General features: G+C 70.4%; 9 protein-coding genes. 4 read left to right on the top strand and 5 right to left on the bottom strand.

Annotated features, from left to right (window positions below):
- Positions 1-260: 260 nt before the first annotated feature.
- The 4 genes from AC08OP_RS05165 to AC08OP_RS05150 form a co-directional block, all read right to left on the bottom strand.
- The gene (locus AC08OP_RS05165; protein WP_476613148.1) at positions 261-1,418 is read right to left on the bottom strand and encodes a hypothetical protein; all 1,158 of its coding nucleotides are present in this window, start codon (positions 1,416-1,418) and stop codon (positions 261-263) included.
- Positions 1,411-3,297: a glycosyltransferase family 87 protein gene (locus AC08OP_RS05160; RefSeq protein ID WP_476613147.1), complete on the bottom strand. Its 1,887-nt coding sequence runs from the start codon at positions 3,295-3,297 to the stop codon at positions 1,411-1,413. Before AC08OP_RS05160 ends, AC08OP_RS05165 begins: the two co-directional genes overlap by 8 nt.
- A gap of 46 nt (positions 3,298-3,343) precedes the next feature.
- Positions 3,344-6,079, bottom strand: coding sequence for a transglycosylase domain-containing protein (locus AC08OP_RS05155; protein WP_476613146.1), 2,736 nt, complete (start codon positions 6,077-6,079; stop codon positions 3,344-3,346).
- A gap of 752 nt (positions 6,080-6,831) precedes the next feature.
- Complete coding sequence (locus AC08OP_RS05150; protein ID WP_462187469.1) at positions 6,832-7,239, bottom strand: DUF5318 family protein; 408 nt, start codon at positions 7,237-7,239, stop codon at positions 6,832-6,834.
- Positions 7,240-7,804: 565 nt separating this feature from the next.
- Between AC08OP_RS05150 and AC08OP_RS05145 the strand changes: the two genes are divergently transcribed.
- The 3 genes from AC08OP_RS05145 (at position 7,805) to AC08OP_RS05135 (ending at position 11,377) form a co-directional block, all read left to right on the top strand.
- Positions 7,805-8,638 (top strand): PadR family transcriptional regulator, encoded by an 834-nt coding sequence (locus AC08OP_RS05145; protein WP_476613145.1) that lies wholly within the window; start codon positions 7,805-7,807, stop codon positions 8,636-8,638.
- Positions 8,639-8,754: 116 nt separating this feature from the next.
- Positions 8,755-9,828: an inositol-3-phosphate synthase gene (locus AC08OP_RS05140; RefSeq protein WP_476592878.1), complete on the top strand. Its 1,074-nt coding sequence runs from the start codon at positions 8,755-8,757 to the stop codon at positions 9,826-9,828.
- A gap of 160 nt (positions 9,829-9,988) precedes the next feature.
- Positions 9,989-11,377, top strand: coding sequence for an MFS transporter (locus AC08OP_RS05135; RefSeq protein ID WP_476613144.1), 1,389 nt, complete (start codon positions 9,989-9,991; stop codon positions 11,375-11,377).
- On the opposite strand, the gene AC08OP_RS05130 is transcribed toward AC08OP_RS05135, so the two are convergent.
- Positions 11,358-12,884 (bottom strand): CCA tRNA nucleotidyltransferase, encoded by a 1,527-nt coding sequence (locus AC08OP_RS05130; RefSeq protein ID WP_476613143.1) that lies wholly within the window; start codon positions 12,882-12,884, stop codon positions 11,358-11,360. The two genes, AC08OP_RS05135 and AC08OP_RS05130, sit on opposite strands and share 20 nt — an antisense overlap.
- Before the next feature lie 172 nt (positions 12,885-13,056).
- Here AC08OP_RS05130 and AC08OP_RS05125 point away from each other — a divergent pair, with 172 nt between their 5' ends.
- Complete coding sequence (locus AC08OP_RS05125) at positions 13,057-15,759, top strand: DUF6049 family protein (protein WP_476613142.1); 2,703 nt, start codon at positions 13,057-13,059, stop codon at positions 15,757-15,759.
- Positions 15,760-16,431 lie beyond the last annotated feature (672 nt).

Raw genomic sequence — 16,431 nt, 5'->3', positions numbered from 1 at the left:
GCGCCCCATGCCAGGGGCTCCCGCACGGCGCCAAAGGCGCCGCCCAACCTCGACGGCTCCCCCAGGAACCTCGCCGAAGGCGAGGTGACGGAAACCCCGCACGGCGCCCCATGCCAGGGGCCCCCGCACTGCGCCGAAGGCGCCGCCCAACCTCGACGGCTCCCCCAGGAACCTCGCCGAAGGCGAGGTGACGGAAACCCCGCACGGCGCCCCATGCCAGGGGCCCCCGCACTGCGCCGAAGGCGCCGTGCGGGGAAAGGCTAGTCCACCCACTGCCCCTGCGTGAAGGCGACGACCAGGGCTGCCATGATCGGTGTACAGATACAGAGATATACCGACTGTACCCAGCTCTGCCGCGCGGCGGCTCGCGCGAGCATCAGATACAACGGAAAGGCCACCAGAATTCCACGGATTCCCGATGCATAATAATTCGTGCAGGCCATTATCGCGGTCATCACGCCGAGGAAAGTCGCCTCACCCCACCGTCTCCCGGCCAGCAGGATGATGGTCAGCAGCACCCCGACGACCACCGCGAGCAGTTCCCCGCGCCAGAACCAGACGAAGGTCGACGCACCGTTGCCATCCGTGGCCGATGCCCAGGTGGCGGCCCAGCCCGACCAGGGCCAGTCGAGGCCTCGGTGCCAGCCGTCCCGCATCGCGTCCGTGTAGGAGCCCCAGCCCCCGGTGCGAATCCTGAGATAGCCCAGATAGGCGAGGACGGGGATGGGTGGAAGCCCCAGCGACAACGCCGGCCAGGCGAACACCGGGAGGCCGGCGGAGCGCCGGCTCGCGACGTACTGCACGGCCAATGCGATCCCGAAGGGAATACCGCTGATCCTGGCGGATGCTGCCCCGGCGCCCAGCAGGCCGGCCAACCACCAGCGGCGGCGGCGTGCCGCCAGCCAGGACGCCGTAGCGAACCCGAGGAAGATACCCTCCGAGTAGGCGGCGAACAGGAACACCGCGTAGGGGAAGCAGATAAGGCTGAGGACGGCGAACCGCGCCGCGGGCTTGCCGACCTCGTCCGCGGCCAACCGCCACAGCGCGGCGACCGCGACCGCACCGGCGAGGAACGACACGACCAGACCCGCGACGATCCAGTCCGGAACGACGATATGGACGATCCGCATCGCGATCGGGAGGCCGGGAAAGTCGACTTCTGTCCGGTCCGAGTAGGCGGGGGAGAGATAGCCGTACCGGGCGACCTTCGTGAACAGGCCGACATCCCACCGGTCCCAGAGCGTGCGCAGGCCGGGAGCGTTTCGCGCCGGCGCCGAGGTAAGGGCCCGCGCGGCAGCGAGCGCCAGCAAGGCGACCGCGACCCGGCTCCCGAACCAGATCGGCAGCGTGGCCCGGACCGGCTCCGGCAGCCGGGCCCAGGCCGCTCGGACCATCCCCGGCCCGGTCGGATCATGCACCGCCAGGCCCGGCCCCGTCGGCGCTGCCGGCGGCCGGGCCACCGTCCGGCTTACCGGTGGCCGCCGCCACCCACGCCGGCCGGCCGCCGCGGGCATCGGGGGCATGGTCCAGCACCCCGCCCGCAGGGTCGTCGACGGCGTCCGGATCGCCGGCGGCAGCAGAGCCGACCGCGACACGCGGATCACCCGGGTACGCCATTCCGCCGGTCCGCACGATGTCGGTATGCGGATGCAGGATCTCCCGGACGACGAATCCGGCCAGGACGAGCAGCACCAGGTCGCGCAGGGCCACCGCGCCGACGAACCATCCCCGGTCGATGCCCTGACGACCATGCGTGTCGTTGTAGATGAAGTGCATGAATCGGGTGAACAGGACCCACGCCTCGCAGGCCTGCCACAGCAAGAACAGCCGCCATCGGGGCCGAGCCAGTGCCGCCAGCGGTAGCAGCCAGATCGTGTACTGGGGTGAGAAGACCTTGTTGGTCAGCAGGAAGGCGACGACGAGCAGGAACAGCACCTGCGGCAGGCGGGGCCGGCGCGGTGCGAGCCAAGTGAGCAACCCGATGGCGATCACCGAGACCAGCAGGGCCGCCCCAGTGATGATGTTCAATGTGGAGATGGGCAGGCCGTTGTCCCGCAGGCCCTGCAGGATCATCGGAAGGGCGACGACGATCGTCACCCAGCCGGCCGCGGCCGCCACGATGACCAGCCGGCGCGCATCGGGCCGATGATGGATCGCGGCCGCCGCCACCGCGACGAGGACGACGGCGGTGAACGCGGAGACCACCAGGTGCAGCGCTCCGAACCAGGCCGGGTCGTAGCGGCCGGCAAGCCAGGTCGCGCCGAACGCCAGCGAGTCCCAGTCGGCGCCGCGGTCGGAGTTCAGGTCGAAAAACCGGGCGATGGCGTTGCGGGCCTCGTCCGGACCACCACCGACCAGTCGGGTCCAGTCACCACCTCGCCAGAAGGTCGACCAGATGCTGTCGCCGACGCGGGCGTTCTCCGCGTTGAAGTAGCCGGCGGTCAGCCACAGCGGGACGATGACCACCAGCACCGTCACCGCCGCCGCACAGACGGTCCGGGCCAGTTCGCGCAGCCTCCCGGCCCGAAGACAGAGGAAGGCCAACCCGAGCAGGAACAGGGCCGGATAGAGCTTCGTGAGGATGCCGAGCCCGATCAGCATCCCGGCGAGCTTCGGAGCCCGCCTGGACCAGGCGAGCAGGCCGCCTGCCGAGAACGCCACCGCAATGATGTCCCAGTTCGTCAGCAGATGCAGCACGAGGGTCGGCGCCAGCGCGAACAGAGCGGCGTCCCAGATCCGCCTCAATCCGGCCGTCAGCGCCGTGCAGCACACCGCGACCGAGGCCACGATCAGGAACAGCAGGGCGGTGAGGTCGTAGAAGACGGCCGACCGCATGTCCATCGTGTAGTGGTCGAAGACACGCTCACCGTTCTCCTCCCGGTAGACCGCCCGCGGTCCGTCCGCGAGACCGGCCGGCCAGGCGACAAGCTGCATGGTGGCGCCGATCAACGGCGGGTATTCCGTCGGGTAGTCCAGATAGGGGATCTTCCCGTCGACCAGCCCCTCCTGGCTGTACAGCGCGACGATGTCGGAGTAGCACAACGCCGTGTACTGGTGCTCATGCGTCCAGTTCCGGGTATCCCGGCAACTGATCTTCTGGGTATAGCCGAGGACCCCAGCCACGATGACCATCGCCATCAGCACCCGCAGCGGGGTCAGCCAACCACGCCGGTCGGGCACGACCGCGTGCTCACCCGGCGGCCCACCAATGAGCTGGCTTGCCCCCGCGACGACCGGGTCCTCCCGGGCCGGGCTGACGCGGACGGGGGACGCCGGGGACAGGGCCATGCCCGTCATTCTCGCCCCATGACAGCCCATGACAGCACTGAACTCGACCTCCCGGTCAACTGAACGGGTCGGAGAAGATCCCCGTCTGTCGAGCTGGCCGGCCCTGCTGGCCGGCACCCTGCTGACCACTGCCGTTGCCATTGCCGTCGCCGTTGCCGTTGCCACTGGGGTTCAGGAGATCGCCCAGGTTGAGCCCGGTATCGCCGGGCTGGCTCGATGGGGCGCTCGGCGCCGGGGTGGGTGTGGGAGTCGGCTCGGGCTCGTTATCCTGCACGAGGCCACCGAAGGCCGGCGAATCGAACTTCGACGGCGACACCCCCGTCAGCGCGGCGTCCATGAACGCCTTCCACACCTTGGCCGGGTAGTTACCTCCGTAGACGCCCTTGTCGGCACCGGGAATGCCCTTCAACACGTCCTGCTCGGTGCCCTTGCCCCGGAACATGTTCACGCAGGACGCGATTTCCCTGGTGTATCCGCAGAACCAGGCCGACCGGAAGTTGCTCGACGTCCCGGTCTTGCCGGCGGCCTCGCGCCCGCCATCCAGCCGGGCCCGCTTCCCGGTGCCGCTCGGATCCGTCAGCACGCTCTGCAGGGCGTACGTGGCGTCGCGGGCCACCGCGGCCGGGATGACCTGCTTCGCATCCGGGGTACCCGAGTAGATCACCTGCCCCTTGCCGTCGAGCACCTTGTCGACGATGTGCGGCGTGGCCCGCACTCCGTTGCCGGCGAGGGTCGCGTAGACCGCGGTCATGTCCACCGCGCGCACGTCGTCCTGGCCCAGGGTGATACCCGCCTCGTTGCGAAGCTGAGTGCTGGTCGGGATGCCAAGGTCGCGCGCGGTCTTGACGATGTTCGAGACGCCGATGTTCTGCCCCAACGGTACGTACACCGTGTTGATGGAGCCCGCCGTCGCCTCGATGAGATCCTTGTACCCGAGATCACCCGGCTCGCCCTCGTCGTTGCTGACCACGTAGTTCCCCGGCAGCGTGATCTTGGCGGGAGCGGCGAAGGTCGACTTGAGGTTGATGTTCTGGCGCAGCGCCGCGACCAAGGTGATCGTCTTGAAGGTGGAGGCGGACTGCACCCGCGCCCCTGACACGTTGTCGACGTACTGCTCGTGGCCCTGTGCGTCCTTGCCGTAGAGCGACCCACCGTACCAGGCGAGGATCCTGCCGGTCCCGGGTTCTACCGCGGTGAGCCCGGTACGCAGATCCGGCACTGCGGCGTACGCCGGGCCCAGCACGTCGCTCACCGCCTGGAAGGCCTTGAACTGCCGCCCCTTGTCGATCGTGGTCGTGATGCGCAGTCCACCGCGGTTGATCTGGTCCTCGGTGATCTTCCCGACGGTCGTAAGCTCACGTTTGACCTGGTTGCGGATGTACGCGATCTGATCGGACGAGGCGGCGGCGTCCTCCGCCTTCGCGGCCACGGGTGGGGGGCTCTGCTGGGCGAGTTCCGGCGGAGCCCAGCCCTCGGCAACCATCGTCGCGACCACGTCGTGCCAGCGGTTCGCCGCCGGACCCGGGTTCTTGGCCGGGTCGAGGTAGTTGGGTGATCGGATCAGGCCCGCGATGACCGCCCCCTGAGCGGGGGTGAGTTTGGCCGCCGAGGTGTTGAAGTAGGCCTTCGCCGCCGCTTCGATACCGTAGGCGCCCCGGCCGAAGTAGATCGTATTCAGGTAGAACTCCAGGATCTGTCCCTTGGAGTACTTCTGGCCCAGCTTCACCGCGAGCACGATCTCGCGCATCTTGCGGGTGAAGGTCCGCTCCTGCGACAGGTACGCGTTCTTGGCGTACTGCTGGGTGATGGTCGAACCACCCTGCAGCTCCCCGCCGGTGAGGTTCACGTAGAGCGCCCGGGCGATGCCCTTGGGAGAGATACCGGGTTCGTGATAGAAGTTCTTGTCCTCGGCCGCGAGCACCGCGTGCTGCAGGTCCATGGACACTTCGGCGAGCGGCACGTCGGTGCGGTTCACGGTGCCGATCCGGGCAAGCTCCTCACCGTTGTCCTGATGCGAGCCGGCCGGCGGTCCGTAGAAGATGATCGACGTCTGGTCGGTTTTCACCTCGGCAGGCAGCGGGACCTGGGTCGCCGCGTAGATGACGCCGATGCCGGCGACGAACAGGAGAAGGCCGGAGAAGAAGCCGGCGAAGACCAGACGGCGCATCCAGCGCGGGCGCTGTCGCCACCACATCGGGCCGTGTCGCCCCTGGCCCGGCCGGGGGGCCTTCCCGTTGCGGCGCCCGGTTCCTCCCGGCCCGCCCGGGGCACCCATCTCCGCCCGGGAGGATCGGCCTGGTCCAGCCCGGCCTGGACCGGTCCGGCGGGGCTCGATCCGATCCGCACCCGGTCGCCCACCCGCCATCCGGCGGGTAGCGGCCGATCCACCTCCCTCCCGTGCCCGGGTCCGGACGGCCATCAGCTCGGTAGCGCGGGTGAGGTCGCGCCGACCGGCCACCTGCCGAGCGGGCGTCACCTCGGTCATGCGGTCGCGGTCCGACACCCCGTTGCGGCGGCCGTTCCGGGAGTCCCGCTCCGGCGTCACCTTGTGGTAGATGGTGGCGTCCACGGTGCGTTCCCGGACATCGACCCGCCGTAGGGCCTCCTGGTCGACGGTGTCGTACAGGGTGTTGACCTCGGCGGCCGGCCGGTCCGGCCCACGGTCGGGGACGCCACGGTCAGAGGCGGTCCGATCGGAGAACCCACGGCCGGGAACCCGCCTGGTGGGGGCCGCCCGACCGGATGGCGCGCCGCCTCCTCGGCGACGACCGGTCGCCTCGCCAACGGGCATGCCGGGACGACCACTGGACGGTTCACGGCCGGGCACGTCGGACTTCCCGACGCCGCGGTCCGGCACCCACCCCCCGGCGGCGGGACCGGCACCCCGACCGGTCCTACCATCCGGCGGCATGTTCGTCCTCGCCGCGGCGGGGGGAGCCGCGGGTGGCACGAGAGCGGTGCGCTCCCCTCGCCCGCCGGTGGGCCGGCCCGCTGGCGGCACCAGCCGGCGTCCCTGGACGTGGCCTGCCTGGGCCTGGCCTGCCTGGGCCTGCTCCGGCCGCCGGGCGCAGTCCGGGGGTACCCGGTCCGCGGTTACCCGGGACTGGCCGTCCGGGTTAGGCCATGCTCGGTCAGGTACAGGACCACCCCGACTAGAGCCCTGATCGTAGGGAGAGCTCACCAACCGCTCCATCCGTCGCCGCGGGACTCCCCGGTACCCGGACCGCCGCAGGAGACGGGCCGGCGCCCCCAACCATCACCGGAGGTCCGATTTCCACAGGATCCACAGGATCCACAGAACCGGCCCGTCTCGGCCCGGACCATGCACGATCCCGGCGACCACCGGTCCACCATCGGACCGGGGCCGACCACGTGATGTTCGCTCACTCGCCGCATTCACCCGACGAGGCTGTGACGAGGTCAGCCCATGGCGGATGCCACGCCAGGACCTGCCATGAGACCCACATGGCAGACCAGGATCTCACGCCGGATTCCGCCCCCTCGCGCAGGGCGTCCTTCGCGCCTCTCGGGGACGACCAGCCGTCAGCGGTCCGCGGTCCGCCGCCGGGCCTGCTTCTTCGCCTTCGGCTCCCCCGTCCCGATCACATAAGAAGTGACCAGGTGGTTCCAGCCGCAGGGCGGACACACCTCCACCACATAGACCTGCAGCTCGCTGTACCTCGATGCGAGCATGGGGAGCTCCCTGGTGATGCGGGCCCGGCCGGAGCTCTCCCCGAGCTCGTCGCCGTAGGCGTAGGTGACATGGATGAGTGGATCGCCGCCTCGGCAGACCGGACATCGCTTCGTGGTCCGCTCACCGTGGTACCTGGCCGCCCGCAGCAGATAAGGATGCGCGTCACAGGCATCCAACGGCGAGATTCTGCCCGCGAAGAGATCCGCCAGCGTCGCCCGGCGGGCGAGCGCGTAGTCGATGACCGACCGCGGACGCATGCCAGCAACGGTACGCCGGAGTCGGCTTCCAGACAGACGGTCCAGACAGCCGGTCCGGACAGCCGGTCCGGACAGCCGCCAAACCGTCTCCCGCCTCACATCCCGGCTGTGAGCCGGATGACAGTGTGAGCCCGCCCGCACCGGGATCTGGCCGCGCGGGATGGTCTCCGGCCACCGACGGGACCGTCGGACAGCGTCCGCCCCGGGCGGCCACCGGCCCCTTCCGGGGCGCGGATCTCGGCCGATTATCCCCTGGCAGCCGGGGTTTTCCACGCTCCACAGGCTCGGGGAACACCCTCGCCAGGGCGCGACGCCCGTTCGGCGGCCGGTGGGTCCATCGATGGTCCGGCCGGGGTCGGGATGCACCAGCAGAGCGCCTATCTGTCATCTCCCGGTCGCTGACTGGTCATTCCTGGTTGCGGTACTCGTCCCGCGACGCCTATCCTCGATGTATCGCTTCGATATGTCGAGACGATCGTTCCGCGAGCCGTGGCGGCCAGCCACCACGGCTCGCGGAACGACCGGCGGCGCGTCGCGGGGCATCACGGTCGAGGAGGGGTGGATCATGCTGGAGCTGGCGGTCCTCGCCCTGCTCTCCGAGAGCCCTATGCACGGCTATGAACTGCGCAAACGGCTCGCGGCGCTGCTCGGCGCGTTCCACCGGTTCAGCTACGGCTCGCTCTATCCCTGTCTGCGTCGTCTCGCGTCCGCCGGATACGTCACCGCGGACGACGTCAGCGCCGCGGGCCGTCTCGGCGGGCGCAGCCGGGTCGTCTACACCCTGACGGGCGAGGGCAAGGAGAAGCTCGCGGACCTGCTGGGCGAGGGCGGACCGTCGTCCTGGGAAGACGAGATGTTCGGCGTGCGCTTCGTCTTCTTCTCGAAGACGGACGCCGCTGTCCGCCTCCGCATCCTCGAAGGTCGCCGCGGGCGGCTCGAGGAGCGCCGGGAGAAGGTTCGGTCGGCCCTGACCCGGACCGTCGAGCGTTTCGACTCCTACACACTCGAGTTGCAGCGCCACGGCCTGGAATCGGTCGAACGTGAGGTCCGCTGGCTGAACGAGCTGATCGAGACCGAACGCGCCGGCACCCCCACCGGCACCCAGGGACCACAGTTGTCCACAGGATCCACAGGTTTGTCCACAAACCCGTCCACAGGATCCGTGCAGCCGGGGGCACCCGTCGTCGGACCGGCCCGCCCAAGCGGGCCGGGAAGCCCTCCGGCGCAGGCGGACCGCCAGGCCGACCCGCGCGCGCGGGAGGGCGGCACACCTGCCGACGGCGACGCGCACCTGAATGTAAACGTGAACAGGCGTGGCCGGAGCAGGCATGCCCCGCGGACAGCCGGCCAGGACCCCGACGGCCAGGACCCCGACCGCGAGGTCCCGACCACCCGATGAACGTCATCCCGTAGCGGGTCCCTGTTCCCGACCAGCATGATCGGGAATGCCGCGGCGGAGCTGTATGCCCCAGATGACCCATTTCCACGAAGATCTCAGCTAAGGAGCAGACCGTCATGGGCTCGGTACGTGTCGCCATTGTCGGCGTGGGCAACTGCGCTGCCTCGCTGGTCCAGGGGATTGAGTACTACCGCGATGCCGACCCGTCGGCCCAGGTCCCCGGGCTGATGCACGTGCGGCTGGGCGAGTACCACGTCTCGGACCTGACATTCGTCGCCGCGTTCGACGTGGACGCGAAGAAGGTCGGCCGCGACCTCTCCGAGGCCATCGTCGCCAGCGAGAACAACACCATCAAGATCGCTGATGTCCCGCCGCTCGGGGTCACCGTCGCCCGCGGGCACACTCTCGACGGCCTCGGCCGCTACTACCGGGAGACCATCGAGGAGTCGGACGAGCAGCCGGTCGACGTCGTCGCGACCCTGCGGGAGACCCGTGCCGACGTGCTCGTCTGCTACTTGCCGGTCGGTTCCGAGGACGCCGCGAAGTTCTACGCCCAGTGCGCCATCGACGCCGGCGTCGCCTTCATCAACTGCCTGCCGGTGTTCATCGCCGGGGTGCCCGAGTGGGCGGAGAAGTTCCGCGCGGCCGGCGTGCCGATCGTCGGCGACGACATCAAGTCACAGGTCGGCGCGACCATCACCCACCGGGTTCTGGCGAAGCTCTTCGAGGACCGCGGCGTGATCCTGGATCGGACCATGCAGCTCAACGTCGGCGGCAACATGGACTTCAAGAACATGTTGGAACGCGAGCGGCTGGAGTCCAAGAAGATCTCCAAGACGCAGGCCGTGACCTCCCAGGTCTCTCACGACCTCGGCAGGGACAACGTGCACATCGGGCCGTCGGACTACGTCGCCTGGCTAGACGACCGCAAGTGGGCCTATGTCCGCCTTGAGGGACGTGCCTTCGGCGACGTGCCGCTGAACCTCGAGTACAAGCTTGAGGTGTGGGACTCCCCCAACAGCGCCGGGGTGGTCATCGACGCGGTGCGCTGCGCCAAGATCGCGCTCGACCGGGGCATCGGCGGCCCGGTCCTCTCCGCCTCCTCCTATTTCATGAAGTCCCCGCCGGAGCAGTACCGCGACAACGAGGCCCGGGACAGGGTGGAGGCATTCATCCGCGACGAGGGCTGATCGAGGGCTGATTTCTCGTCGTCCTCATCTTTCTCGTCGGGTCCTCCTCGTCGGATCGGCCGGCCAGCGGACCCGGTCGGAAACACAGGTGTCCGGCAGCCCGGAGGGGGCGGCCGGACCTTGTGCCCGGAGTCGATCAGTCTGGTCCTAGGCTGACGACGTGGCCCGGGCGGAGAACCTTCGTGAGCTGCTGCACGGCCGTGGGTTCCGGATGCTCTACGCATCCAGACTCACCTCCCAGGCCGCCGACGGCGTCTTCCAGGCGAGCCTCGTCAGCTATGTGCTGTTCTCCCCCGAACGGGCGACCTCGGCGGCGGCCCTGGCCGCGTCACTCGCGATCGTCGTGCTGCCGTTCAGCGTCATCGGACCCTTCGCCGGCATCGTGCTCGATCGCGTGTCCCGCCAGCGGGTTCTGGTGGTCTGCTCACTCGTCCGGATGCTGTTGATGGGCATCCTGGTCGCTCTGATCGCCACCGGCCGGACGGGCGTCGACTTCTACGCGGTGGCACTGGCGTCGGTGAGCATGAACCGCTTCGTGCTGGCGGCGCTGTCCGCCGGGCTCCCGGTCGTGGTCGGCCTCGACCGGCTCGTCACGGCGAACGCCCTGTCCGTCACCTCCGGCACCGTCGCGACGCTCGCCGGAGCCGGTGTCGGCAGCGGACTGCGCGGGCTGATCGGCGGCGAGGACGGGACGGTGGCGTTCGTCGCCGGTCTGGCAGCTTTCACCTACCTTGTGGCCGCCGTCACCGCGGCGCGGGCGGGGCGGAGCGACTTCGGTCCGCTGGAGACGGTGGCCTGGCAGGGCGCCTGGGCGCAGACCACCCAGGTCGTCGCCGACATGCTTGACGGCGCCCGCTATCTGGTGAACCACGGGCCGGCCCGGCGGGCGCTCGCCGCCCTCACCACCTCGCGAGCCGCCTACGGCCTGATCCTCGTGATGACGGTGTTGCTGTATCGCAACTACTTCACCGGCCCGGAAGGCGGGCTCGCGGGGCTCGCCGCCGTCGTTGCCGCCAGTGGGGCCGGCACGGTCGGCGCCGCGGTCGCGACTCCCCACGTCACGGGGCGCATGCCGAAGTCGAGCTGGATCGCCCTCGTCCTGGTACTCGGCGGGGTTGTCGAGGTCGCGCTCGGGCTGCCCTTTTCCTCGACGCTGTTCATCGTCGCGGCAGCATTGCTCGGGTTTTCCGCACAGGCCAGCAAGATCTGCGTGGATACCATCGTGCAGGAGGAGACCGACGACGCCTACCGCGGTCGCGCCTTCTCGCTCTACGACCTGCTGTTCAACGTCGCCTTCGTGGCCGCCGCGGCGGTGGCCGCCGTGGTCCTGCCGGACGAGGGCCGGTCCGTTCCGGTGGTCCTAGTGGCCGGGGCCGGCTACGCGCTCGCCGGGATCCTGTACTACCGGGCCGCCCGCCGCCATCCGGAAGACCGGATCATCCGTCACATCGGCGACCCCAGATCGGCACGGTCGGCCGACCACCCTGGCCCGGACGGCCGGCCCGGCCCGGACGGCCAGCCCAGGCCGGTCACCCCCGCCGAGGCGTGAGCTCACCGGGAACGGGCGCCTCACCGGGAACGGGCGCCTCACCGGGAACGGGCACCTCGTGCTCCCGGGCCCACCGGAACAGCTCGGCCTCGGCGGCCTCCCGGCCGACGATCCCGTGCTCGAAGCGGAACTCCAGCATGTGCGACCGGGCCTGACCCACCAACCGGGACGGTGACAGCCCCAGCAGCGCCATGATGTCGTCCCCGGAAAGCTCCGGCCGGATCGCGGCGATCTCCTCGCGCGCGGCGAGCTCGGCGATCCGCTCCTCGAGCGAGTCGTACGTCCGGGACAACGCCGCGGCCTTGCGCCGGTTGCGGGTCGTGCAATCCGAGCGGACCAGCTTGTGCAGCCGGGAGAGCTGGGGACCCGCGTCGTGCACGTAGCGGCGTACGGCGGCGTCGGTCCACTCGCCCGCCCCGTAGCCGTGGAAGCGCAGGTGCAGGTAGACGAGCCGGCAGACCGCGTCGGTCACGTCCTTGGGGAAGTGCAGCGCCGCGAGCCGACGGCGGGTCAGGTCCCGGCCGACGACCTCATGGTGGTGGAAGGACACCCGCCCGCCCGCCATGTGCCGACGGGTCCGCGGCTTGCCGATGTCATGCAGCAGCGCGGCCCAGCGCAGCACCTCGTCCGGTTCCCCCGGCTCCTCCAGGATCATCGCCTGACGCAGCACCGTCATGGTGTGGGCGTAGACGTCCTTGTGCTGGTGGTGCTCGTCGATCTCCATCCGCATGGCGGACACCTCAGGCAGCACGATGTCGGCGATCCCGACCTCGACCAACCGCTCCAGACCGGCGACCGGGTCGGGAGCCAGCATGAGCTTGCGCAGTTCGTCGCGGACCCGCTCGGGGGAGACGATCGCGAGCCGATCGGCCCGCGAGCGCATCGCCGCGACCAGCTCGGGTACCGGGGTGAGGCCCAGGGCCGCCTCGAACCTGGCGGCCCGCAGGAGGCGCAGCGGGTCGTCGTCGAACGACGCCTCGGGGCTTGCGGGGGTACGCAGCACGCCGCGGGCGAGATCTGTCATCCCGCCGAACAGGTCGACGAAGTCATGGCCGGGCACGGACACCGCCATCGCATTCACGGTGAAGTCCCGCCGGGACAGGTCCGCCTCCAGGCTGTCGCCGTAGGTCACGGCGGGGTTGCGGGACTGCCGGTCGTACGCCTCGCTACGGTAGGTGGTGATCTCGAACCGGACACCGTGCCGAGCGAGCCCGACCGTGCCGAAGGCGATTCCGGCCTCCCAGGTCGCCTCCGCCCATCCTCGGGTGATCTCCAGAACCCGCTCGGGGCGAGCATCCGTGGCGAAGTCGAGATCGGCTGGTGCGGCCCCGGACACGGCGGACGCCGGCCGGCCGAGCAGGGCGTCCCGTACCGAACCACCGACGAGGTGAAGGAGGTGACCGTTCGCGGTGAAGACGCGACCGAGCTCATCGGCGGCCGGCGGCACCCTCAGCAGCTCACTCACCACCCGTTCGGCCGAGTCTCGCGGATTGTCCAGACTGATCACTGACACACCTTCAGGTTACGGCCTCACCGCCCATGATCCGGTACGTGGATCCAAAACAATGATCATGATTTCTCGGCGTCCGCCCGGGAAGGGCCCAGCGGAATCAAGCCGTAACCCCGGCGTCCCGGACAGGCGGGCCGGCTGGTCGCCGGGGGACTCGTACGATCAACCCATGCCGCCGCCGATCTCCACCACCGGTCGCGCGCCGTTGCGCCGGGCGGCGATACTCGCGGCGCTAGCCCTGTTCGCCGTGGCCGTGCCCGGGTTCTGCGCGGCTTCGGCCTCGGCTTCGGCCTCGGCTTCGACCCCCGCGCCGGCCGGGGGAGTCCTCGTCGAACCGGTTACCCACCACAGTTCATCCACGGGAACACCACGGTCTTCCACATCTTCATCCACCGACAAATCAGATAATTCGCTATCTATCACTCCGGGTGGCACGGCAGCCAGACCCGGCGGTCCGCCGAATCCGGTGACGATCGATCTGGATGAGGTGAGTCCCCCCACCCCGGGGGGCTCGACCATGCTCTCCGTCAGCGGCCAGCTCATCACCACGGTCGGGGAGCCGCTGGCCCACCTCTCCATGAGCCTGTGGATCGGCGCCAGGGTGACCTCACGCGGGCAGCTGGCCACTCTGACCGATGACCCGGCCGCGGCGAGAACACGCAGCTACCGCCAGGTGGTCCTCGCGAACGGCGACGGCACCCAACCGCTGGCCGCCCCGCCCACCCAGGGTGCCGCGCCCGTGCCCTTCCGGATCGCCGCCGATCGCGCCGCGCTGGACCTGCCGCCGAGCCTGGGGGTGTACCCGGTCCAGCTACGGGTCACCGGCTCCGTCGGGGGCCGCGCCGTGGCACCGATCGGCGCGGCCTACACCTTCCTGGTCTGGGCGCCGAACCCACAGCAGCCGAGGACACCGGTCGCCGCGGTCCTGCCGATCGCAGATCAGCCGCGCCTGCGCTCGGACGGCCGGCTGACCGACAACGCGCTCGCGGACGAGGTGAAGCCGGGCGGCCGGCTGTCCCGGCTACTGACCGCCGCCACGCCGCCGGTCACGCTCGCCGTCGATCCGACCCTGGTGCAGGCGCTGACCATCATGGCGCAGCCGGGCGGCTACGACTACGCCACCCCGGGCGGGCCCGTTCATGCGCAGACGGACGCCAACGCCGCCCTTTTCCTCTCCGACATCGTGCGCTTCGCCGAGCAGGGAGGCGTGGTGTTCGCACTGCCCTACGGAGATGCCGATCTGACCGCGCTCGTCCGCGCCCGGAAGCTGGACACGGTGAAGTACGCCGTCAAGACTGGCGAAGTTGTGCTGGCCCACCTGTTGGGGCGTGACCCCCTGCAGAAGGGCACCATCGCCTATCCCGCCGACGGGTCGGCGGACGCCACCACCGTGGACATACTGCGCCAGCTGGAGGTCGGGACCGTGATCCTCGATGACCAGCTGCTACCCTCCGCAGCGAAGATCACCTACACCCCGTCGGCGACCGTCAGCCTCGCCACCTCGGCCGGACCGATCCAGGCGCTCGCGGCCGACAGCCGGCTCACCAGGATCGCAACCGCCTACACCGGGCTGCCCGACGGTCCCGGCTTCGGGACGGCCCTGGCACGCCTGCGGGCCGAGCTCGGCATGATCACCGCCGAACGGCCCGAGCAACGGTTCCAGGTCCTGGCGCTGCCCCGGGACTGGGACCCGCCGAGCGACTGGGCACGGTCGGTACTCGACACCCTCACCAGCGGCTACTCCACCTCGGTGGGACTCGACGCAGGTGTCGGGGGCCAGAGCCGGCCGGACGACCGGCCGGGCCGGCTTGTCTACCCGGCCGAGGCACAGGCCCGCGAGCTGCCGGCCGACTACCTCACCGCCGTCGAGGACGTCCTTGACGAGGTGCAGGCCCTGAGCCCCGTGCTGTGCCCGCCCAGGCGCGGCCCCAGGTGCCAGCTGCAGCTCCTCAACCCGATGAAGAACACACTTGTCACGGCGACCTCCGCCGCGTGGCGGGGAGACCGCAGGGTTGACGGTGTGTCGTTGAGCCAGCAGGTGGACGGGGAGGCGTCCGCGATCCGCAACGGAATCCAGGTGGTGGCCTCCCGCAGCGTCAACCTGACGAGCAGACGTGGGCTGGTCCCGATCACCCTGGAGAACAACACCCAGTACGAGGTCACTGTGGTGCTCGCCTTCTCGTCGACCGACCGGTCCCGGCTGCGCTCGCCGGCCCGGCAGACACTCCGCCTTCCCCCAGGGCAGAAGGCTCAGGTCGAGATCGAGATGGAGGCCGAGGGTGCGGGGACGTTTCCCCTCGAGATCCGCAAACTCAACCTCGACGGGCAGGCGCTGTCCACGGAGCCACCGAACCGGGTTCTCGTCCGATCCACCGTCTACGGCGCCGTCGCGACCGCGATCACCATCGGTGCCGTCGGCGTGCTGCTCCTGGCGGTCGTCATCCGCCTGGCGCGACGGCTGCGGGCCCGCCTGCGGGGGGCCAAGGACGACCTGGGCGGGCCGGCGGGCCCGCACGAGGCGGCGACCGGGCCGGCGGGCCCGCTCCACCCGGCTGCCCCGCTCTACCCGCTCTACCCGCTCTACCCGGTGGACCCGGTGGACCCGGTGGACCCGGTGGACCCAGTGGACCCAGTGGGCCCGGTGAACCAGGTCGATCCGGTCACCCCGGCCGCCTCGGTCTCGACCCGGCATAGTGGCGACGACAAGCGCGAAGCCGCCACCTCGACTACGACGACGCCGGTGGTGCGGACGGCCATCCGGCGCTATGAAGGCCAGGACCGAGGCACCCTTCGCCACGGCCTCGACAGCCAGGAGGACACCGACGACTCGGCGGCCACAGCTCCCTTCCGACGGCGACGGAGCGGCCCATGACGCCGGTCGAGGAGGAAGGCCGGCCGGGGGCCCGGCATCGCAGGGGTGGTACCGGCCCCCGGCGTGATCGCGGTACCGGCCCCGGCGATGGACCGTCGGACCGGGACCCACGCGACGCCGGGTATTCCGGGCAGATCCGTCCGGAGCAGCCAGATCCGGACCGGGGACTCGCGCGCCGGCCCCGGTACTCCGAACGGGACCGTCCGAAGCGGGACCATCCGGTTGACCCGGACGGACGCCGTGGCGCGCCACGGTTCGACACGCCGCGGTTCGACACGCCGCGCCATGAAGACCGGCGGCAGGGCGACCCGCGGTACGACGGCGCGCGCTATGACGGCGGCCCGCGCCACCCGGACCCGCACCACGACGATCCCGCGAGCCCCCGTGACAAGCGGTATCCGCGATCCGCAGACCGCCTCCCCGGTCCCGACGCTCCGCGCATGACCGCCGGCGAGCAGACCCGGAAGCTTCCCGCCACATCGGGCCCACCGCCGCCTCCCCATGTGCTGCCTCCGTCGGAAGGAGGTCCGCCGCCGGGGCCACGCGTACCGGAACGATCGCAACGCAGCACCCCGCCGCTGGACGACGGGCGGACGAGCCGGCTGCCGACCCCGCCCGGGGTCGGCCCCGTCATCCCCATCGGACGATCCTCATGGCGGGACACCCCAGACC

This window comes from Frankia sp. CeRuru1, from assembly GCF_977966315.1.
Note: the sequence above shows the minus strand (reverse complement) of the source record. Positions and strands in the feature narration are given on the sequence as shown.